15 protein-coding genes and 8 pseudogenes are annotated in these 19,136 nt (G+C 67.0%); 12 read left to right on the forward strand and 11 right to left on the reverse strand.

Annotated elements, in window-relative coordinates:
• Positions 1 to 91 precede the first annotated feature (91 nt).
• Positions 92 to 562: a hypothetical protein gene (locus CG723_RS44060; protein ID WP_100596855.1), complete on the reverse strand. Its 471-nt coding sequence runs from the start codon at positions 560 to 562 to the stop codon at positions 92 to 94.
• A 100-nt stretch (positions 563 to 662) separates the two neighbouring features.
• Between CG723_RS44060 and CG723_RS44065 the strand changes: the two genes are divergently transcribed.
• The 4 genes and pseudogenes from CG723_RS44065 to CG723_RS44080 all read left to right on the forward strand — a co-directional run bounded on the left by CG723_RS44065 (position 663) and on the right by CG723_RS44080 (position 4,438).
• Entirely contained in the window at positions 663 to 1,028 is a 366-nt protein-coding gene (locus tag CG723_RS44065) for a MerR family transcriptional regulator (protein ID WP_100596854.1), read from the forward strand.
• Positions 1,029 to 1,236: 208 nt separating this feature from the next.
• A pseudogene (locus CG723_RS44070) lies at positions 1,237 to 1,638 on the forward strand (type 1 glutamine amidotransferase domain-containing protein); the annotation flags it as partial.
• A gap of 381 nt (positions 1,639 to 2,019) precedes the next feature.
• A pseudogene (locus tag CG723_RS49465) lies at positions 2,020 to 2,662 on the forward strand (transposase family protein).
• A gap of 621 nt (positions 2,663 to 3,283) precedes the next feature.
• The gene (locus tag CG723_RS44080) at positions 3,284 to 4,438 is read left to right on the forward strand and encodes a glutathione-independent formaldehyde dehydrogenase (RefSeq protein WP_100599196.1); all 1,155 of its coding nucleotides are present in this window, start codon (positions 3,284 to 3,286) and stop codon (positions 4,436 to 4,438) included.
• A gap of 117 nt (positions 4,439 to 4,555) precedes the next feature.
• Here CG723_RS44080 and CG723_RS44085 read toward each other — a convergent pair whose 3' ends face one another.
• Both CG723_RS44085 and CG723_RS44090 read right to left on the reverse strand, forming a co-directional pair.
• Entirely contained in the window at positions 4,556 to 4,852 is a 297-nt protein-coding gene (locus CG723_RS44085; protein ID WP_100599197.1) for a GNAT family N-acetyltransferase, read from the reverse strand.
• Between the two features lie 135 nt (positions 4,853 to 4,987).
• Entirely contained in the window at positions 4,988 to 5,170 is a 183-nt protein-coding gene (locus CG723_RS44090) for a hypothetical protein (RefSeq protein ID WP_100599198.1), read from the reverse strand.
• 832 nt (positions 5,171 to 6,002) lie between these two features.
• On the opposite strand from CG723_RS44090, the gene CG723_RS44095 reads away from it, so the two are divergent.
• Entirely contained in the window at positions 6,003 to 7,103 is a 1,101-nt protein-coding gene (locus tag CG723_RS44095) for an NAD(P)/FAD-dependent oxidoreductase (protein WP_100599199.1), read from the forward strand.
• A 401-nt stretch (positions 7,104 to 7,504) separates the two neighbouring features.
• Entirely contained in the window at positions 7,505 to 8,338 is an 834-nt protein-coding gene (locus CG723_RS44100) for an aldo/keto reductase (protein ID WP_100599200.1), read from the forward strand.
• A gap of 53 nt (positions 8,339 to 8,391) precedes the next feature.
• On the opposite strand, the pseudogene CG723_RS44105 reads toward CG723_RS44100, so the two are convergent.
• A pseudogene (locus CG723_RS44105) lies at positions 8,392 to 8,724 on the reverse strand (IS110 family transposase); the annotation flags it as partial.
• A gap of 218 nt (positions 8,725 to 8,942) precedes the next feature.
• Positions 8,943 to 9,736 (reverse strand): annotated as a pseudogene (locus CG723_RS44115) (IS630 family transposase); the annotation flags it as partial.
• A 103-nt stretch (positions 9,737 to 9,839) separates the two neighbouring features.
• Between CG723_RS44115 and CG723_RS44120 the strand changes: the two are divergent.
• A pseudogene (locus CG723_RS44120) lies at positions 9,840 to 10,235 on the forward strand (GNAT family N-acetyltransferase); the annotation flags it as partial.
• Here CG723_RS44120 and CG723_RS44125 read toward each other — a convergent pair.
• Positions 10,189 to 10,738, reverse strand: a pseudogene (locus CG723_RS44125) (NUDIX domain-containing protein); the annotation flags it as partial. The pseudogenes CG723_RS44120 and CG723_RS44125 sit on opposite strands and share 47 nt — an antisense overlap.
• Before the next feature lie 207 nt (positions 10,739 to 10,945).
• On the opposite strand from CG723_RS44125, the gene CG723_RS46685 reads away from it, so the two are divergent.
• On the forward strand, positions 10,946 to 11,113 hold the full coding sequence (locus tag CG723_RS46685) for a hypothetical protein (RefSeq protein WP_159032698.1): 168 nt from the start codon (positions 10,946 to 10,948) through the stop codon (positions 11,111 to 11,113).
• Between the two features lie 192 nt (positions 11,114 to 11,305).
• Here CG723_RS46685 and CG723_RS44130 read toward each other — a convergent pair whose 3' ends face one another.
• The 4 genes from CG723_RS44130 to CG723_RS48460 all read right to left on the reverse strand — a co-directional run bounded on the left by CG723_RS44130 (position 11,306) and on the right by CG723_RS48460 (position 15,582).
• Positions 11,306 to 13,504 (reverse strand): xanthine dehydrogenase family protein molybdopterin-binding subunit, encoded by a 2,199-nt coding sequence (locus CG723_RS44130; RefSeq protein WP_100599203.1) that lies wholly within the window; start codon positions 13,502 to 13,504, stop codon positions 11,306 to 11,308.
• Positions 13,504 to 14,481, reverse strand: coding sequence for an FAD binding domain-containing protein (locus CG723_RS44135; RefSeq protein ID WP_100599204.1), 978 nt, complete (start codon positions 14,479 to 14,481; stop codon positions 13,504 to 13,506). The genes CG723_RS44130 and CG723_RS44135 overlap by 1 nt, the downstream gene beginning before the upstream one ends.
• A 1-nt stretch (position 14,482) precedes the next feature.
• Positions 14,483 to 14,971, reverse strand: a complete 489-nt coding sequence (locus CG723_RS44140; protein WP_100599205.1) for a (2Fe-2S)-binding protein — start codon at positions 14,969 to 14,971, stop codon at positions 14,483 to 14,485.
• A gap of 236 nt (positions 14,972 to 15,207) precedes the next feature.
• A complete protein-coding gene (locus tag CG723_RS48460; protein WP_234374854.1) occupies positions 15,208 to 15,582 on the reverse strand; it encodes a transposase in 375 nt (124 codons plus the stop codon).
• A 172-nt stretch (positions 15,583 to 15,754) separates the two neighbouring features.
• Here CG723_RS48460 and CG723_RS48465 point away from each other — a divergent pair.
• Positions 15,755 to 15,890 (forward strand): annotated as a pseudogene (locus CG723_RS48465) (IS5 family transposase); the annotation flags it as partial.
• An 83-nt stretch (positions 15,891 to 15,973) separates the two neighbouring features.
• Here CG723_RS48465 and CG723_RS44155 read toward each other — a convergent pair.
• The gene (locus CG723_RS44155; protein WP_100599207.1) at positions 15,974 to 16,888 is read right to left on the reverse strand and encodes an NmrA family NAD(P)-binding protein; all 915 of its coding nucleotides are present in this window, start codon (positions 16,886 to 16,888) and stop codon (positions 15,974 to 15,976) included.
• Positions 16,889 to 16,990: 102 nt separating this feature from the next.
• Here CG723_RS44155 and CG723_RS44160 point away from each other — a divergent pair, with 102 nt between their 5' ends.
• The 3 genes and pseudogenes from CG723_RS44160 (at position 16,991) to CG723_RS48830 (ending at position 19,128) form a co-directional block, all read left to right on the forward strand.
• Positions 16,991 to 17,623, forward strand: coding sequence for a TetR/AcrR family transcriptional regulator (locus CG723_RS44160; protein ID WP_100599208.1), 633 nt, complete (start codon positions 16,991 to 16,993; stop codon positions 17,621 to 17,623).
• A gap of 71 nt (positions 17,624 to 17,694) precedes the next feature.
• Positions 17,695 to 17,835, forward strand: coding sequence for a hypothetical protein (locus CG723_RS46690; RefSeq protein WP_159032699.1), 141 nt, complete (start codon positions 17,695 to 17,697; stop codon positions 17,833 to 17,835).
• Between the two features lie 145 nt (positions 17,836 to 17,980).
• Positions 17,981 to 19,128, forward strand: a pseudogene (locus tag CG723_RS48830) (UDP-N-acetylglucosamine--N-acetylmuramyl-(pentapeptide) pyrophosphoryl-undecaprenol N-acetylglucosamine transferase).
• The last annotated feature ends 8 nt before the right edge of the window (positions 19,129 to 19,136 follow it).

Genomic DNA, 19,136 nt, shown 5'->3' on the forward strand with positions numbered 1-19,136 from the left:
TCCGTCATGACTCCCAACTTCCCCTGCAGCCACGGTCTTCACGCTACGAGGGGAGGGACACCCTGCCCGTCTACTTGTGTGGCTGAGCGCTTCAGTTGGCCGCTGAGCGTTCCAGTTGGCCGGCCTGGTGCTCAAAGCTGGCGTTGCTGTGTCGATTCCGCCGCCATGGCACAAGCTGGACAATGCCCCACGCGACCTCGACGGTGAAGAACAGCCACAGTATCCGCGAGGCACCCTGGGCCAGTGCGTACGCCATCCACGCTGAGAACAGGATGCGCGCGATGCCGTCGAACAGTCCATGCACCGGCAGCGGCCGGACGATGCGCAGGGTGGCCCAGACGACCACGACCGAACCCATCAGATTCGCGTACAGGGTCTGCCACGGATCGAGTTCGGGCAGGACGCCCCACCCGAGTGCGTCGCCCAATGAGGACAGCACGTTGTGCACCAGCGCGTACGTCCACGGTGTCACGAACCCCGCGGTGACCGCGAGGTCGTACCAGGCGCTCGCGCGTACGAGATGAAGATAGGCGGGACGTGCGGGGGCGGAGAGACGGATCATGATGAGGCTCCGGCTGGTTTGGTGTCAGTGACGCCTCACGCTAAACAGTGGAGTACGGTCCAAGGTCAAGTTCATCATCCGAAGGGGGTGGCGCTGGGGTATGCGCATCGGAGAGCTGGCCGCGCAGACGGGGATGACCAGGGACACGATTCGGTTCTACGAGAAGATCGGCCTCATCGCAGGTCGGCGCCTGACCAACGGCTATCGCGACTTCCCACCCGAGGCAGTGGCCTGGCTGCACTATGTCCGCACGGCACAGACACTCGGATTCTCGCTGGCGGAGATCGCGCGGACCGGCGAGGAACTGCATGGGGCGCCGGACGTCGCGGAAGCGCTGTCCGCGCTGTTCGAGGAAAAGATCCAGCTCGTCGACGCACGCATGGCCGAACTCGCCACCCTGCGCGCCGAACTTACCGAGCGCGTCGGCACCGGATGCCCGTTGCGGGCAGCTGGCCGACCCGGATGAGGACGGAGTCGGGAGCGTAACGGGCCCGACCGCTGACCAAGGCAGTCGACGAGGCAGTCGCCCACCGACCCGAGGCTGACATCGTGCTCAGGCCGGCCAACTGAAGCGCCGGTCCAGCAGCCTCGGTGGCCGGGCAGGCGGTCGAGGCTGCTGGCCGGTACAGCGGGTGCGGGCACGGGATGGACGGGCACGCACCGCGCTGGTGTTCGACCTGAATCCCGCGGGAACGTTTCCCGTCGACCGGCTTGTGGCTGATGCCTCCGTTGACGACTACGACGCGCTGCTCCTGCCGGGAGGCACCATGAACCCCGACCAACTCCGCATGGACAAGGACGCCGTCGGCTTCGTGAAGTCCTTCGCCGAAAGCGGGAAACCGATCGGCGTCATCTGCCACGGCCCGTGGACACTCGCGGAAGCCGACGTCGTGCGCGGACGCCGCCTCACCTCCTGGCCCAGTGTGCGCACTGACCTGCGCAACGCCGGCGCCGAGGTCGTCGACGAGGAAGTCGTCATCGACGGACAATTCATCTCCAGCCGCTCGCCGGCGGACCTGCCGGCCTTCTGTCGGGCCATCGTCGACCAGTTCGCCAGGACCGGGGCGTCACGCTAGTGCTTGCCGGGCCTGGCGGGCTGGTTGCCCGGCGTCCCGTCCGGGGGCTGCACCGCCGCTGGCTGGTCTGGTGCTCCGGGGGCGCAGGGCGGCACATGCTTGATCCAGATCACGCCGTCCACTGGCGAAGTGACCAGCTACGCCAGACCTCGTCCGTGAACCGGACGGGGTCGCGGTCGGTGGCAAGCTGGCAATGCTGACCGTCCGCGACTACAACCAGCGGTCTGTCGAGCTGATACGCCGAGTTGGACGGCGCTACCACTGAGCTCTTTCAGCGTGGCCGCTGACCGGGGTGAGGGGGTCGGTGTTCGCAACGCGCGAGGCCCCCGTGCCGTTGAGGGAGGTGTTCGAAGTCTCAACTCACCAGCTCAAGGAGCCTCGTTGGTTCCCTATCCTGACCCACTCGACCTCCTTCATGCCCTGGTCGAGTGGGGCACCTGCTCATCGTCACCCGTGAGGGTGGCCGCTGCTGCAAGCTTCCGTCGCACCAGCGTGCCCTGGTCAGCCTCGTGTACCTCCGCAGGCGCGCCGATGACGGCACCCTGGCGGATTGCGACCGGGCCGGCGACGGACGGGCCGACTACTCCCACAAGCATCATCGGCGCGGGGAGAACGTGCAGGTAGTGAGCGATCCAGCCGGGCGGCTGCTGTGGATCTCGCCTGCACTGCCCGGCCGTGCCCACGACCTGACCGCGGCCCGCACCCACCGGACATCCGGATCTGCGAACGCCAGGGTGTCCCCGTCCTCGCCGGCCGCGCCTACATGGGAGCTGGCCCGTGGGTGATGACACCGCTCAGACGCCCGCCGGGCCGCGACCTCACGCCAACCCAGCGAACGGTCGACCGCGCTCTCTCGGGGGCGCGGGCGCCGCGGCCGTCCTCACCCTGGAGCGGCAACGCTGAAAGAGCTCACTGTGTGCCGGACAGGCCGGGACTCCCTGGCAAAACTAGGCCTCGCCGGAGAATGTCGCCCATCCGAGCCAGGCGTCGCCGGAGAACGTCCGAGCGCCCGGCTGCGCTCTGATCGCGCAGTACCCGGTCGTGCAGTTCGGCGTCGAACGCGGGGACCACGGTCATGCCCTCGCAGTGGGCCACTGACAAAACATCGCACCCCGGGCAGCATGAGTGCGCCGTCCGGGGTGCGTGTGGGCTGGGGGTTGGGTCGGCTGCCGGCCCGGGCGCCTCGGCGCTGCCGTAGAAGAGGGCGGACATGGCTGCGATGACGACCAGGACCAGGCCGACGACCACGGCCATATCGAGCCGCGAGACCGGGCGAGAACTCATTTCGTCCTCAACGGAATCTGGAAGTGATCACCGCTGAGAAAACCTCAGTCTCCAGTTGACATGCAGTGTCCCGGTGGGAGGCTTGAAGTGAATGGCGCGGGGCGCACCTGTTGCGCATAATGCTGCGGCTGAAAAGGCAACGCCAAGCAGTGGCCCGGCCATTGAGGCTGTGCGGCTCCCCGATGAGTTCCTTTGCTCGCGTCAATTCCGAGTGAGTATTTTGCGAAACCTGCCAGTGTCGTACTGGGGCTAGCAGCCACGTGCGTCCTGCGTGCGCGTTTCGCGCGGCGCATGTTGATTCATTCGTGAATTTTGTTCCTTCCATCGATATTCGAAGTATCGGACAGGAGGAGAGAATCCCATGAAGGCTCTGGTGTATGACGGGCCACGTTCGGTGAACGTGCAGGATGTGCCGGACGCGAGGATCGAGCGGCCGACGGATGTGCTGGTGAAGATCACTTCCACCAACATTTGCGGGTCGGACCTGCATATGTATGAGGGGCGCACGGACATGGAGACGGGGCGTGTCCTGGGCCACGAGAACATGGGGGAGGTCATCGAGGTCGGCGATGGCGTGGACCGTGTGCGGGTGGGGGACCTGGTCTGTTTGCCGTTCAACATCAGTTGCGGGTTCTGCCGCAACTGTGACAACGGGCTGACGGCCTTCTGCCTGACCACGCCGGTGGATCCGACGATGGCCGGTGCCGCGTACGGCTTCGCGGGAATGGGCCCCTACAGCGGCGGTCAGGCAGAGTTCCTGCGGGTTCCGTACGGAGACTCCAACTGCCTGGTGCTGCCGGAGGAGGCGCGAGAGAAGCAGACCGACTACGTGATGCTGTCCGACATCTTCCCGACCGGCTGGCACTGCACGGAGCTGGCCGGCGTGCAGCCGGGCGAGACCGTTGTCATCTATGGCGCGGGCCCGGTCGGTCTGATGGCGGCGCTGTCGGCAAATCTCAAGAGCGCCGCGCAGGTGATGGTCGTCGACCGTCACCCGGACCGGCTCGCGCTCGCAGAGCAGATTGGTGCGATTCCCATCGATGACTCCAAGGTCTCGCCGATCGACCAGATCAACGAACTCACCAACGGTCTGGGGGCGGACCGTGGGTGTGAGTGCGTGGGCTACCAGGCGCACGACCCTCAGGGTGTCGAGCACCCGAACCTGACGCTCAACAACCTGGTGCACTCGGTGAAGTTCACCGGGACGATTGGGGTCGTGGGTGTCTTCGTGCCGCACGACCCGGGGAGCCCGGACAAGCTGTATAAGGCGGAGGGCGAGGTCGCCTTTGACTACGGCCTGCACTGGTTCAAGGGCCAGTCGATGGGGACTGGCCAGGCCAACGTCAAGGCATACAACCGACAGCTGTGCGCCCTGATAGAGCAGGGCAAGGCCAAGCCCTCATGGATCGTCTCCCACGAGCTGCCGCTGGACCAGGCCCCCAACGGCTACCAGCACTTCGACGCCCGTGACGACGGCTGGACCAAGGTCGTCCTCCACCCCAACGGCTCGAGCTGACCGACCGGGCCATCCCGGGCCAAGGTCCGCCCGCAGACACCGGGAACCTGGCTTTCGCGCTTTGGTTTGGCCGTAGGGGGTGGGCATGGGCTACCTCTTGACGCCGGCGCCACGGCTTCAGCGAGAAAGAGGAAGTCCTTGATCGGGCCGTGGCAGATGTACCGATGCCGTGGGGGAGAACGTGAAGCCGAGCCCGGCGTAGAAGTCCGTCAGGTCCGGTTCGGGCGTGAAGCACATGACGGCCGCGCCCAGCTTCCCCGCGGGATCCGAGCCCGTTACCTTCTCCGCTTCGGCGACCAGGGCGCGCGCGATGCCCTTCCCACGCCACTCGTCGACCTCCGCAAGGGAGTGCAGGCTAGCGACGAGACCGGAGATGATGTGCGGGTTAGGCGACCCGGCGACGAGCTCGGGCACGCGTTGCCGTTACGCCCTGCACCAGTTCCAACTGTCGTTGCGGTGACGCGGATTCAACGTCATGTGGATTGTCCGGGTTGCCAACGCGAGACCGGCCTGGATCCGCGCATCGGACTTTCCGGCCGGGGGAGGTGTCTAGGCGGTGTTCGCGGTGAAGAGCCGTTGTGCCGCCGTGGTGGCTCCGGACAGGTTGAGGGGGATGTCGAGGTTCTTGCACATGTCGATCTCTACGGCGGCCGCGGCCCGGGTGTTGACGTCGACGCTGTGGTGCAGGGGCACGTGCAGGGCGCCGCCGTCGACGCTGTGGCTGATCAGCATGATGGCCTCCGCTCGCCGTGTCCTTGGGCCGTACTCCGTCCGGCGGGCTGGAGGGATGGAGTACGGCCGTCCAGGATGACAGTCGGGCGGCGTTAATGGCAGCTCACGGCCCCTCCTGGGCCGGTCGCGTCGCACTTCCAAGCCAGGCCGGTGCCGGTGATCGCGCTGCCGGGTCCGCCTGCCTCATACGCGCGCCACCGTGTACAGGTGGGCTGGTTGCAGGAGTCGTGGCGAGGTTGGGGCGCTGGGCGCAGTGGCGTGCTTGCCGCGGTCGGGGATGGCCTCGGCGGCGCGCTGGGCGGCCCTCACCGGCTGGTGACGTTCGACCACGGAAGCGGTTTCGCCTTCCCGTCGCCATGACGAAATGAACGTCGACGGCTTCGATAGCCCCCGCCGCATCCAAAAGCGGCTCGGCTACCTAAGCCCGATCGAGTTCGAGGAGAAGTACTACGCCGACCAGGTATCCGCTGAACGAACGAACTTGAAACCCCGTCAGCCTCCCTGACCTGCTGATCAGCGACTGTCGCACAGCGGGGGGAGCTCACGGCAGCCACGGAGTCACCGGCCCGGCCGATGTCCTGCTCGGATATCAGGCCTCGACGAGGACCTCCGACCCCGCGACTCTCCGCCGGTCCGTCACGGCCGCCATGTGAGGTGGCCGGTTGACATATTTCGGACCGGTGTAAGGCTGAAGAAGACGCGGTTCTGCCGCTCGCGTAGAGCCTGGCAGTGCCGCCTATGCGGCCTAGTAACCCACCAGTTCGGGCGGCGACAGATGAACCTAACCCCTGCTCCGTAGGGATAGCTCTGGGACGCGAAGTGAGGCGATCGAATGGACCGGGTTCCCGAGGTGGCCGTGGTAGGAGCCGGCATCGTCGGACTCTGCACCGCCTATGCACTGGCCGAACGCGGAACGACGGCGAGGGTCTACGAAAGCGGCGTTCCAGGCCACGGGCAGTCCAATGGCCAGTCCCGCATATTCCGCCACGCGCACGACGACGCCCGGCTGGTCGAATTCGCCCGGCAGGGCCGCGCCGTATGGGACGAGTGGGCCGACCGGTTGGGCGCCGAACTGATCTCCCAGGACGGAGTGGTCGCCCTGGGAGATTCCGTTCCTGAGAGACTGCGCATTCTGCAGGAGGCCGGCGGCATACGGGCCCGGGCCCTGGACAGCGCCGAACTTCACGCCCGCATGCCGCTGCTCGCCGACTACCGCGGTCCCGCGATGCTAGATGAGGACGGCGGTGCCATCCGCACCCGTGTCGCGGTCGAGAGCCTGGTGGACGCGCTGGGTGATTCTGTGGTCACCGACGAGGTCATCTCGCTGCATCCGACGGGCCGCGGCACGGTGGAGGTGCTCAGCGCCGTCGGCCGCGAAGAGTACGCAACGGCCGTGGTGTGCGCGGGCCTGGGCACCGCGCGGCTGGCGCGCAACGTGGGGCTTTCTCTACCGATACGGCCGGCAGCCCACGTCCGCCTCACCTTCCAGGTCAGGGGAGCGCCCCCGGAACGGGTCGCCTGCCTGCAGGACAGCAGCGGCGACTTCGGGGAGGTTGGTGTCTACGCAGCTCCCTATCCTGGCAACAGCCGATATGCGGTGGGTCTCAGCCAAACGGTTGAGGTGCGGGAGGACGGCAGCTTCGTGGACCCCGAAGCACTGGCGGCACTCGGTGACCGCGCCCGCGCGTACGTGTCCCGCGCACTGCCGGGCCTCGACCCGGAGCCCGTCGAGCACCTGCGCTGCTGGGTGACAAGCCTGCCGTGGAGCGAAGACGGCATGGCGGTCTGGGAAGCCGACAGAATCTTTTTCGCCGCCGGGCACAACCTGTTCAAACAGGCACCTCGACTGGGACGGGCATTGGCCGGCGCGGCCATGGCCGAGGAACTCGAGGAGAACCTGCGTCCGGCGGCCGCACTCGGCCAGCCTCGCTGAAGGCCCCAACAGTTGGCGCAGCCCGCTCCGACGACCGGCGGCGACGACGGGCGACGAAGTCGGCACGCCCCGGCCTTCCCGCAGGACGCCGTTTCGTGTCAGCTCGGTTCAGAGAACTCTTCCGCGCTCGGTTGGTTGCACGTATTCACGATCACCCGAAGTTTTGACCGTTCGAGACCGGGCAAATTGCTGGTTCTGACAGATCCACTGTGCCCGGGGCCATCCGTTCCAGCACCGGCTCAGAGCCGTTCGGCGTACAGGCACAGCGCCGTTCAGCTCTGGTAGGGGAGTTACGGAGAATTCCATTCCGGCCTGAGAAGATTCCATCTGATCTGCAATGTATGTCGTGGTGCAGCGGGTGGTCGGGCAGTCTTGGCCACCGTCTCAGCCAGGAGGAAGCCATGGCGGAACCACGGACAGTGGTCCTTCCCTGCGGGGTTGCGGTCCCGGCGCTAGGTCAAGGCACCTGGGGGATGGGGGAGGACGCCGGGCGCCGCGCGGCCGAGGTGTCGGCCCTGCGCGCCGGCCTGGACCTGGGAATGACCCTCATCGACACAGCGGAGATGTACGGGGACGGCGCAGCGGAGGAAGTGGTGGCCGAGGCGGTGTCCGGACGGCGGGACGAGGTCTTCCTGGTCAGCAAGGTGCTCCCCTCCCACGCGGACGCCCGCGGAGTGGCCGAGGCGTGCCGGGGGAGCCTGCGCCGTCTGCACACGGACCGGATCGACCTGTACCTGCTGCACTGGCGCGGAGCCGTGCCGCTGGAGGAGACGGTCGAGGCGTTCGAGTCCCTGGTGCGGGAGGGTGCCATCCTCTCCTGGGGGGTGAGCAACCTGGACGTGGATGATCTCGCGGACCTGCCGCCCGGAGCCGAGCCGCAGACCGACCAGGTGCTGTACAACCTCAGCCGTAGGGGGCCCGAGTACAGTCTGCTGCCCAGGTGCCGTGAACTGTCGATCCCCCTCATGGCGTACTCGCCGGTCGAACAGGGCCGTCTGCTCGGCCACACGGCGCTGCGGGAGGTGGCCGCCGCCCACGGTGCGACGCCCGCGCAGATCGCCCTGGCGTGGGTCCTGCGGCACGAGGACGTCATCGCGATCCCGAAGGCGTCCTCCCGCGGGCACGTCGAGGAGAACAGTGCGGCTCTGGAGGTGGACCTGACCGCCGAGGTCCTCGCGACCCTGGACCGGTCGTTCCCGCCGCCTGGCAGCAAACGGCCGCTGGAAATGCTGTGACACCGCTGCGGCGCGCGCCCGACCGCGCACCTGCGGAGCACCTCGTCGCTCTTGCCCGACCGGCGGCGGGCGGCACGGTCCGGCCGGTTCACCTCGATCACTTGAACGTCCTGGGCGAGCAGGTACCGACACAGGGCCGCACCGTAGGAGCCCGTGCCTTCCACGCCCGCGTGACGTAGATCGCCGAAGGAGCGGGCCCACTCCAGCATCTCCCGGTAGCCTGCTGCGGTGGCCTGGAACGGGCATGCCCCCAACCGGGCGCCCAACTTGGTCACGACCGCGGCAACGTGCACGTCCTTGTGGGTGTCGACGCCCAGGACGATCTCATAGCGCTCCGTGGGGGTCTCTTGGGTGCTTCGTGTCGGCAAGGTGCTCGTAGCTGTCATGTCTCTCCCGAGCGGACCGAGGAAATGACACCGGGCCGAACGGGTGGTCAAGACTGTGACGGTGCTGGCCGCAAAGCCCCTATCGGGACACACCCGTCGACCCGGCGTCGGCGGACTCCCGCCCGGGACCGCGGCCGACAGATCAATACTCCGGACACGATGGTCAGTCCCAGACCGGGTCAGACCACGGTCCCGAACGAGGTGCCCCCATTCTCACAGTCCCAGACCACCACGATCGGCCCGCCGAGCTGGATGTGGGCCCGAACGAGTAGGTCCCGGTAGTCCTTCCAGGAGAAGCTCTTCCGGGCGCCCTTCAGTAACAGGTGGTTGCGGGGCCGGTGGATCAGGCAGCTGTGGTGCCCGGGTTTGTAGCAGCACAGGGCGGCGACCGACGTCCGTCGGCGGGATCTGCCGCGGACGCGGATGACGGGGGTGTGTCCGCGTCGGCCCCAGGTGCGGGCGCGGGGCGGCGTCATGGAGAACCCGGCTTCGTCCTCGAAGACGATCCAGGCGCCATGGGCCGCCGCGAGGCTTTTACCCGCGGCCACACCTCCTTCTTCCACAGCTCGACGGCGTGCTCGTCACGCTCGAGGGCTCTTCGGGCAGGTGCCTGCCATGACCAGCCGTGCCGCTTCAGCATCCGCCACACCGTCGCCACCGAGAGACTCACACGCAGACGACGACGGATCACCGTCTGGACCCGGGCCAGAGTCCACCGCTCATCCTCGAATCCGTGCGCGGTCGGACCTTTCCCCAACTCCTCCTCGAGCACGGCGAACTGGTCGTCGGTGACGGTCGGCACGTTCGCCGGTCCTGCCGAGCGCAAAGCCTCCGTCCCGCCCTCGCGCCAGGCGCGGCGCCAGCGTTCCACCGACCGCACACTCACCCGCAGATCCTTCGCGATCACCGCGGTCTTCTCACCCGCCGCGAACCGCTCGCCGGCCTGAAGCCGGATCTTCTCCCGAAACGCCCGACGCTCAGGGGTCAGGCCCCCACCCTCCGGATAACGCATAGAACCGACATAACGCAGGGATCATCAACCGTCACTACCCGACGACAACCCGCAAACCTCAGTAGTCGGTGGCGGCATCCGGCGTGCTGCGGAGAATGCGTCTATGCCTATCCGAGCCGTGCGCCTGGACGAACTGCCCGTCCTCCAGGACATCGAGAGGGCCGCTGGGCAGTGCTTCCGGGACATCGGCATGCCGGAGATCGCCGAGGATGAGCCACTCCCGCTCGGTGAGCTCGCTCGCTATCACCACGCCGGGATGGCCTGGGTTGTGGCCATCGACTCCGACGCCCCGTTCGCCTACATGATCGCCGACCGCTTCGACGGCAACCTCCATGTCGAGCAGGTCTCGGTCCACCCGGACAGCGCGCGTCGCGGTGTCGGCCGGTTGCTGCTTGAACATCTGGCCTCCCACGCCAGGAGCGAGGGTGCTCCTGCTCTGACCCTCGCCACATTCACCCAGGTCCCGTGGAACGCCCCCTACTACTCACGCTGCGGTTTCCACGGGTGCCGTTGTGGAGGTAGCGGGGACGTCCGTCGGCGGCGGCTTCGAGGGCGGCTGTGAAGCGGGGCCGGATGTGGTCGCCGAGCCGGGCGCGGGCGATGTTCGGCGCGACGAATTCTGCTGTGGCCAGCTCGCCGTCACGGGGGCTGAGCTGGTCGTTGTCGGTGGTGAGGATGCCGCCGTCGAAGATGAAGGCGATCTGGTCGTCCCAGGGGCCGTGAGGGGCAACCCAGTCGACCACGAGGAGGCGGAGGCTGGTCAATGTCAGCCCGAGTTCCTCGGCCAGCTCGCGGCGCGCTGCGTCCGGCGGGGGTTCGTTCGCTTCGACCATGCCTCCGGGAAGGGTCCCATCCGGGCTTGTAGGTGGGGTTGACCAGGAGGACTTGGCCGTCGGCGTCGCGTAGCAGGACGTCGGCGGCGACGCGTTTGTGGGCCTGCTTGGCGTTTCCCTCGGCGAGGTAGGCGTTCCACGCTTCCGGGTCGGCGGGGGTGGGGGTGGTGTGCGGGCCTCATGCGGGGGTGCCTCCGGGTGACGACGCGATGATGTCGGCCAAGAGGAGCATTCTCGCTCTGCGTGCGTCGTCGAACCGTGTCAGGTACTGCCGCATCGGCTCGTAGGCGCGGTGCGGTTCCAGGAGCTGTCGCAGCGCGTCGAGTTGCTGTACGACGCGGACCGATCCGAGGGTGGGGCTTGTGCTGAGTAAGTCGTGCCCGGTCTGTACGGCTGCATCGAGATCACCCCGGAGTACGTGGATGTCGACGAGGGTGATCCGGCTCAGGGCCAGGGACCGTGCGCGGCCGACCTCTCGGAGTGCGACTGCCTCTTGTGCCTGTGCCAGGGCCGCATCCAGCTGGTTGAGGTCGCGCAGGACTAGTGCCGACTCGCTGGCCAGGGCGGCGGCGTCGAACGGGCTGAGCCAGGGGTGTGCGGTGTCGGCGCGGGATCCTAGGTCGCGTTGGGTGGCGTCGGTGAATGTCGGGGCCTCGTGTAAACGGTCATGTGCGAGAGTCTTGCGAGAGCCCCGGACGTGATCTGTTCCTCCCCGTCTTGTTGGTGACTGTGCTGTTCACAGCAGGGCGTCCAGAAGCTTGTCGGGGGTGATCGGCAGGTCACGGACCCGCCGCCCGGTGGCGTCGAAGACTGCGTTGGCGACCGCGGCCGCGACTCCGGTGGCGGAGAGCTCGCCGACGCCCTTTGCGCCGAGTGGGCCGGCGTGTGGGTCGAACTCGTCGACGAAGGAGATATCGATGTGCGGGGGGATGTCGGCGTTGACTGGCAGCGAGACCCCGGCCAGGTCCTGGGAGAGCCATCGGCCCAGCCGGGGTTCGAAGTGGCTTGCCTCCATGGCGGCCATGCCCCATCCCCACACGACTCCGCCGATCATCTGGGATCGGGCCGTCTGCTCGTTGACGACGGCGCCGACGCTGTAGACGCCCGTCGCGCGGCGCATCCGCAGTAGCCCCAGTTCCGGGTCCACACCCACTTCGACGAACATGGCGCCGAAGGTACGTGAGGAGAATCCCGGTGCTCCCGCGTCGGCGAATGCGCCGCCTGGCAGCTCGAGTGCTCCCGTCCCGACGATCTCTTCCAGGTCGGCGGACCGCATGATGTCGTGGAAAGGCACGCTCTCATCCAGCCACTTGAGCTGCCCGGCCTCGGCCTGGACCTCGTCCACCGGCCAGGACAGCGCTTCGGCGAGCTGCCGCAGCACGTCCCGGGAAGCATTGTGCACAGCTGTTCCCATCGACAGCGTCGTGCCCGATCCGTAGGTGGGGCCGGCGTAGGGAAGCTTGGTGTCGCCCGAGACTCCGGTGACGGCGCTGATGTCGAGGCCGAGCGTCTCCGCTGTGATCTGCGGAAAGATGGTGGTCGAGCCGGCTCCGATGTCGGTGTAGCCAGCTTCGATACGCGCCGTGGCGTCTGCTTGCAGCCTGACCTTGGCCTGCGAGGAGAACCGGAACTGGCCCTGGGTGCAGTCCGCCATGCCGCAGCCGATCAGCCAATGCCCATCACGGGTACCGCCCTTGGGCCTGTCCCACCAGCCGAATCGCCGCGCTCCCTCGTCGTATGCCTCTTTCAGCTTTTTGGAGGACCAAGGCGATCCGTCCGCGGGGTCATGGTCCGCGTAGTTGACAGTCCGCAGCGTTAGCGGATCCATGCGCAGCGCGTGCGCCAGCTCGTCGATGGCTGACCCCAGGGCCCAGGTGCCAGGGCCGTCGATGGGCGAGCGCATGAACGAAGGAAGGTTGAGGTTTCCACGGCGCACCCGCTGGCTCGTAGAAATGTTCGCTGCCGAGTAGAGGGACTTGGAGGGAGCGCTGCCGAACTCCACATAGTCGTCGGTGACGGAGGTGACGTTGTCGACCTCGTGGGCGATGGCTTGGAGCTGTCCGTTCTTGTCAGCCCCCAGAGACAGACGGTGCTCCATCAGCGGCTGGTAGCCGACGATGCTGTACATATCGGCCCGGCTGAGGACCAGCTTCACCGGTCGCCCGACGGTCTTCGCCGCCATGGGGCCGAGGATCTCGTGTGGCCAGACGAATGCCTTGGTGCCGAATCCGCCGCCCGTGTGGGGAGCGATGACCCGCACCTTGTCCGAGGGCAGCCCGAACACGCCAGCCAGCGTGTCTTGTACGGCGTACACATGCTGGACCGAGTCGTGGACGGTCAGCACTCCATCGTCCCACTCGGCGACGATGGCGCTGGGCTCCATGGGATTGCCGTGCCGCGACGGCTGGGTGTAGGTGCTGTCGACCCGCACAGGGGCTCCGGACAGGGCCTCGGGTGCGTTTCCCTTGCGGAACTCCAGTTCGGCGAGTGTGCCGTAGCCGCTGTCCGGCGACGGAGGAACCGATACCGCGGTGTCCGGGTTCACGAACGGCTCTCGCTCATAGGAAACACCGACGTTGACGGCGGCCCCCTCTGCCGCTTCGATCGTCTCGCCCAGGACCATGGCCACAGGCTGTCCGGCGTAGTGGACGATGTCCGACTGCATGGGCAGGAAACGCGTCGCCAGAGGCGGACTGGGCAGGGCCGCGAAGTCGTCATGCACCGTAGGCATGTCACTGGCCGTCAAGACACAGACCACGCCGGGTGCTGCCAGGGCGTCAACGAGGTCGAATCCAGTGACACGACCGGTGGGGACAGCTGCCCCCACCAGGACGGCGTAAAGCTGCCGGGGCGCGTTGTAGTCGGCCGCATAGGAGGCAGCTCCGGTCACCTTCTTGGGGCCGTCCTGCCGGGTGATAGCTCGGGTGGTGGTCATCACGCCTCCAGGGCCAATTCGAGGGCGCGCATGGCCGTGTTGCGCGCGAGCGGGATCTTGTACGCGTTCGACGAGAGTGGGCGGCTGTCGCGAAACCCCGCAGTGACGGCGTCCAGCACTTCCGGGCTTCCGGGGCGTAGGCCGACCAGGGCACGTTCGCTCTCGTATAGACGCCACGGGCGCATTGCCACCGATCCCAGGGCCAGACGCACCCGGGAGAACACACCTTCTTCGACCTCGACCGCTGCGGCGGCCGAGACGAGAGCGAACTCGTAGCTCTGGCGTTCACGGACCTTGACGTAAGCGGACTTGGGGGCAGGCGCTCCGAGGTCGACCGCGGTGATCAACTCGCCGGTACGCAGTACGTTATGTGCGGAGGAGTCCTCGGCGGGCAACATGTGGAACTGCGTGGCGGGAATCGTTCGTCCCCCGTCGGGGTGCTCGGTGACGATCTGGGCATCCAGGCACGCCAGAGCGACGGCGGGATCGGAGGGCTGCGTCGCCACGCACTCCTCGGTCCATCCGAAGATCGCCAGTCGTTCGTTAGCACCCTGCAGAGCGGCGCACCCCGACCCGGGAACACGCTTGTTACACGGCACGGGCTCCGCGGACCGGAAGTAAGGGCAACGGGTGCGCTGCACGGGGTTCCCCCCGATCGTCGCCACGTTTCGGATCTGTGCCGAAGCAGCCTTGAGGATGGCCTGGGAGAGGACTGGATAAGAGGAAACGACACGAGGGTCCTGCGCCACGTCGTTCAAACGGCCCAGTGCACCGATGCGCACGCCATTGCCGCTGGCCTCGATGCCGTCCAGGCTCGCCAGGTGGCAGATGTCGACTACATGCGCCGGATTCTCGATGCCGATCCTGGCCCAGTTGAGCAATTCTGTGCCGCCGGCGAGGAACATGGTGCCCCGTGTCTGCGCCTTCTCCAGCGCCCTTGCGATCGTCTCTGCCCTGACGTAGGTGAACGGCCGCATGTCACACCTCGTCTCGGGCCGCCGAGGCAACCGCCGCAGCGATCTGCGGGTAGGCCGAGCAGCGGCAGATGTTCCCGCTCATCCACTCGCGGATCTCTTCGTTCGATCCGGTGTGCCCTTCCTGGATGCAGGCGACGGCCGACATGATCTGTCCGGGAGTGCAGAACCCGCACTGGAACGCGTCCGACTCGATGAACGCCTCCTGCACCGGATGGAGTTGTTCACCGCGGGCCAGTCCTTCCACCGTGGTCACCTCGGCTCCGTCCGCGCTGGCTGCCAGGACCAGGCAGGCGTTAACTCTGCGGCCGTCGAGGTGCACCGTGCAGGCGCCACACTCGCCTCGGTTGCATCCCTTCTTCGTGCCGGTCAGACGGAGCCGCTCGCGCAGCAGATCGAGGAGTGTCGCGCGCACATCACACGTCACCTCGATCTTCTTGCCGTTGACCCGCAGCATCACGGCCGTCTCAGGGCTCGGATTGTTTTGAGGCATCACATCGCTCCTTGAGAGGCGTTCCAAATGCTCATGAAAGTGTCTGAATCGGCATTTTGCTGCATTCTCCGGTTATATACAGGCAAATAGCCTCCGATTGCGCGGCGTGGGGCGTGTCGGAAGCTGGGAAACCTGGGATACCTGGGGCATGCGGGTCACAGTCGGCGGCCCGTCGTGGTTCTTGTCTGGGCAGACGGCCCTCACCGGTCATCGGTCATGCGACAGGAAGAGCCGACTTACGCCCTCAGCCCGGGAGGCGCACTCTGCGGGGACAGGGGAGCGGCAGCATCATCAACGAGAGTGGCCCCCGGCACGGCGGCACGGAAGTCGCGGCACAGCGCCTGGTGAGTCGGTCCGGAGATTCTGTCGCAGTAGTGGCAGATCTGGTCGGCGGTCTTGGTCCACTTGAAAGGCCTGGCGGCCGCGTTCCAGATCTTGATCCATTCGCCGAGTGCGGTCTTGAGATCGTCGAGCGAGCAGAGGACGTCACGTTTCGGACAGCGTCGTTGCAGTTCGGTGACCCATCGCTCGATCTGGTTGATCCACGACGAGTAGGTCGGGGTGAAGTGTGGGGTGAACCCGGGGTGTGCGAGCAGCCACTTGTGCACCACCGGTGCCTTGTGGGCGGAGAGTTGTCGCAGATGACATGGACCGCCATGCCGGGCTCGGTCTGGCGGTCGATCTCGGCCAGGAAGTCCCTGGAGTCCACGGCCCGATGCTGCGCGGACAGGCGGCTGATCACCTTTCCGGTTGCGGTCTTCAGCGCGGCGAACGGGTCGATGGTGGAACCGCCGTCGCCTGGCCCGTGACTACGAAGCCCATCCCCACCGCTCCGAAGCCATGATCCACCTCACGATGATCAACCTCATGACCCGCAGACTCACCGCAGAATTCACCCCCCACGTGGCGAGGCGCTTAAACAATCCCTAAACGGGCAAGACGGGACTAAATAACGGGAGAAGGCACCCTCTGAGTGGTTTCCGAAGCCGTCAGTAGAGATCTTCAGGAGATCTGGTCGAGCAGTTCCTGACGATGTGCGGTGGCCCAAGCCTCTAGATGGATGGGCTCTCGGCCGAGCAGGTCCTGGACCGTGCTGGTGGTGACCGCGGAGTAGTCGAAGCGGCCCTCGTAGGTCTGTCGCGCCCAGATCAGCGTGCTGGCCGCGTATGCGGCGTCCATGTTGGCGGGCGCGGTGTTCAGCCCTGCATCGATCATGCGCTGCAGATCGTCCGGGGTCAGGACCAGTGCGGGGATGTCCCGTCCGAGGGCGGCGGAGAGGGCCTCGGCCACCTCGCTGCCGTTGAGGAGATCGGCGGACAGGTAGTAATCCTTGCCCGCGTGCGTCTCGGGGCCTTCGGCCAGGACCTTGGCCACGACTGCTGCGATGTCGTCGTTGGCGATCCACCCGACCTGCTTGTCGCCCATCGGCCACACCATCTGGCCGTCGCGCAGCCGGTTGATGCCCAGCAGGTTCTCCATGAACACGTGCGGATGCACATTCGCCCAGGTCAGCTTGGAGCCTGCGATGTAGCGTTCCACCAGTTCGTGCCACGCGAAGTGCGGGTCTGTGGAACGTTTGTCACTGAACACGCCCAGGTGCACCAGGAAGGTGACGCCGGCGTCCTCGGCGGCGTCCACCAGAGTCTTGGTCTGGTGGTTCATCGCTGAGGTGTAGCCGGTCATCAGGAATACCCGGTCGATGCCCTCCAGTGCGCTGGTGAAGGTGTCGGGGTCATCGAGATCGATACGGACCGCTTCCTTCCCCTCCTTGATCCACTGCTCAACGGTCGTCTCGCTGCGCGAAGCGCGCACCGGGACCGCTTGGCCGGGTGTCATCTCCAGCGCCTTCACGACCGCCGCTCCGGTGCGGCCGGTGGCGCCCAGGACCAGCACACGCGGGGTGTCTGTGTTCCGCATCAGTCTCTCCCTTGCCTCATACGAAAGCGACCACTTTCGTATGACACGATAGTGATCGCTGTCGTATGCTCTGTCAAGTCACCGCGAGACCGGAGGAAGATCGTGCGTACCTGGGCCGAGAACGACCCCAAAGCACGCCTGATGGCGCGCAAGCGCGAGGCGATCATCAACGCCGCCCTCGCGGCCTTCCTCGAAGAGGGGTACGGCGGAAGCTCGGTCAACCGCATCGCCGCGAGCGCAGGCGTATCCATCACCACCCTGTACCGGCACTTCGACAGCAAGGACGATCTCTTCGTCGCCGTCATCCAGGAGGCCTGCGACACCTCCGCGCAGACCGCGGACCCGGAGTGGGTGAACCTGCCGCCCCTGGAAGGCCTGACGGAAGCAGGCTGCGATCTTCTCCAGCACATCCTGTCCGAGCAGCAGTTGGCGCTGTTCAGGGTGGTGGCCCGCGACGCGCAGCGCTTCCCCGAGCTCGGCCGGCGCTACCAACAGGAGATCCTCGGAGACCGCATAGCCCTGTTCACGCGCCACCTGTCCCACTGGTCGGCGGAACTGCGCTCCAAGGTCAGCGACCCCACACGGGCCGCGCACGTCTTCTCCGCCCTCCTCCAGGCAGAGATCATGGACACCGCCCTGCTCGGCGGACCGGTCCCCGACTCGGCCGCCATCCGAATCCGTTCCCAGGAGGCAGCGAACGACCTGCTGGCCCTCGCCGAGGCCGGACGGTTGTAGGGGCGGCGCAGCTCTATCCCTCCGGCGAGTGACGCGCTGATGCGTGGAGAGGGCAGTTGATCATCTCCCGGATGACTCCCGACGCGGCCCGCGAGTATGCCGTCAGCGTGTGGGCATACGGCATACTCGCGGGCCGCGACGACGACCTCGGAGAGTGGGACATGGCGCTGGCCACGCTTCAGGCCGTGCGCGAGCGCGTAGACACCGCATGAGGCCGGATACGAGCTGCTAGCCTCCGCGCTATTCCTCGTCTTGGCGGGTTGAGGCCCGCACAGCAAGATTGTGAGCTTCCGCGTGGACCACGACGGCAACCGTTCTCCGCATACCCCTGGCGCAGCACCACGGGCTCTACGGCTGATCGTCACGGGCGGAGGCACGGGCGGGCACACCTATCCGGCACTCACTGCGGTACGCACCCTGCGCGGTCGGCTTGCCGAACTTGGCCGGACCCTCGAAGTCCTGTGGGTAGGTGCGGCAGACAGCCTGGAATCACGCGTCGCCGCACAAGAGGGGATCGCTTTCGCCTCGGTCGCCGTCGGCAAGATCAGGCGCTCCAGCAATCCCCTGAAGCTTGCCTCTCCCGCAAACGTGAAAGATATGGGGCGAGTCCCGCTCGGCGTGCCCAGGCCCGCAAGGTCATTTCACGGTTCGAGCCGGACGTAGTCCTGGCCACGGGCGGATACGTCGCCGTGCCGGTGGGTGTCGCCGCGACCCGGCTGTGCCACCGCCCCTTGGTGGTGCACGAGCAGACCGTGCGCCTGGGGCTGGCGAACAAGACGCTCGCCGGTGCCGCGACGGCGGTGGCTGTGTCCTCGGCGTCCACGCTGGAGCTGCTGCCCGAGGCCGTACGCGCGAGGGCCGTAGTCACCGGCAACCCGGTGCGCCCGGAAGTCCTTACCGGGCAGGCGGACAAGGTCATCGAGACCCTGGGGCTGAGCGGGTTCGACCGTCGCCTGCCCACGGTCTACGTCACCGGCGGGGCTCAGGGTTCTTTGCAGATCAACACCCTCGTCAAGGAACTACTGCCGTGGCTCCTCAGTCACGCAAATGTCATCCACCAGTGCGGCCCCGACCATGTCGAAGGGCTGAGCCGGGATGCGGACGGCCTCCCGCCGCAGCTGGCGGGACGTCACCATCTCACCGCCTACGTGGGCCCGGAGCTGCCCGATCTGCTCGCACTGGCCGACGTCGTCATCTCACGCAGCGGCGCCGGCACCATCGCCGAGCTGACCGCGCTGGGCAAGGCATCTGTGCTGGTCCCGCTCGCCTCCTCGGCCGGCAATGAGCAGGCGCACAACGCAGCCCATCTGGAGCAGGCGGGAGCCGCGGTCGCCCTGATCGGTGAAGTGACACCTGAGCGGTTGCGCGAAGCCGTGGCTCCGCTGCTCGCGCAAGAGGCCAAGCGTACCGAAATGGCCGTGCGCGCTCGTGCGCACGGCCGTCCCGATGCCGCTGAACAGCTGACGGACCTGGTGCTGTCCGTCGCCGGGGGGCAGGGCAGGTAGCGTGCGGC

The organism is Streptomyces sp. CB01635 (genome assembly GCF_002803065.1).
Classification (GTDB): domain Bacteria; phylum Actinomycetota; class Actinomycetes; order Streptomycetales; family Streptomycetaceae; genus Streptomyces.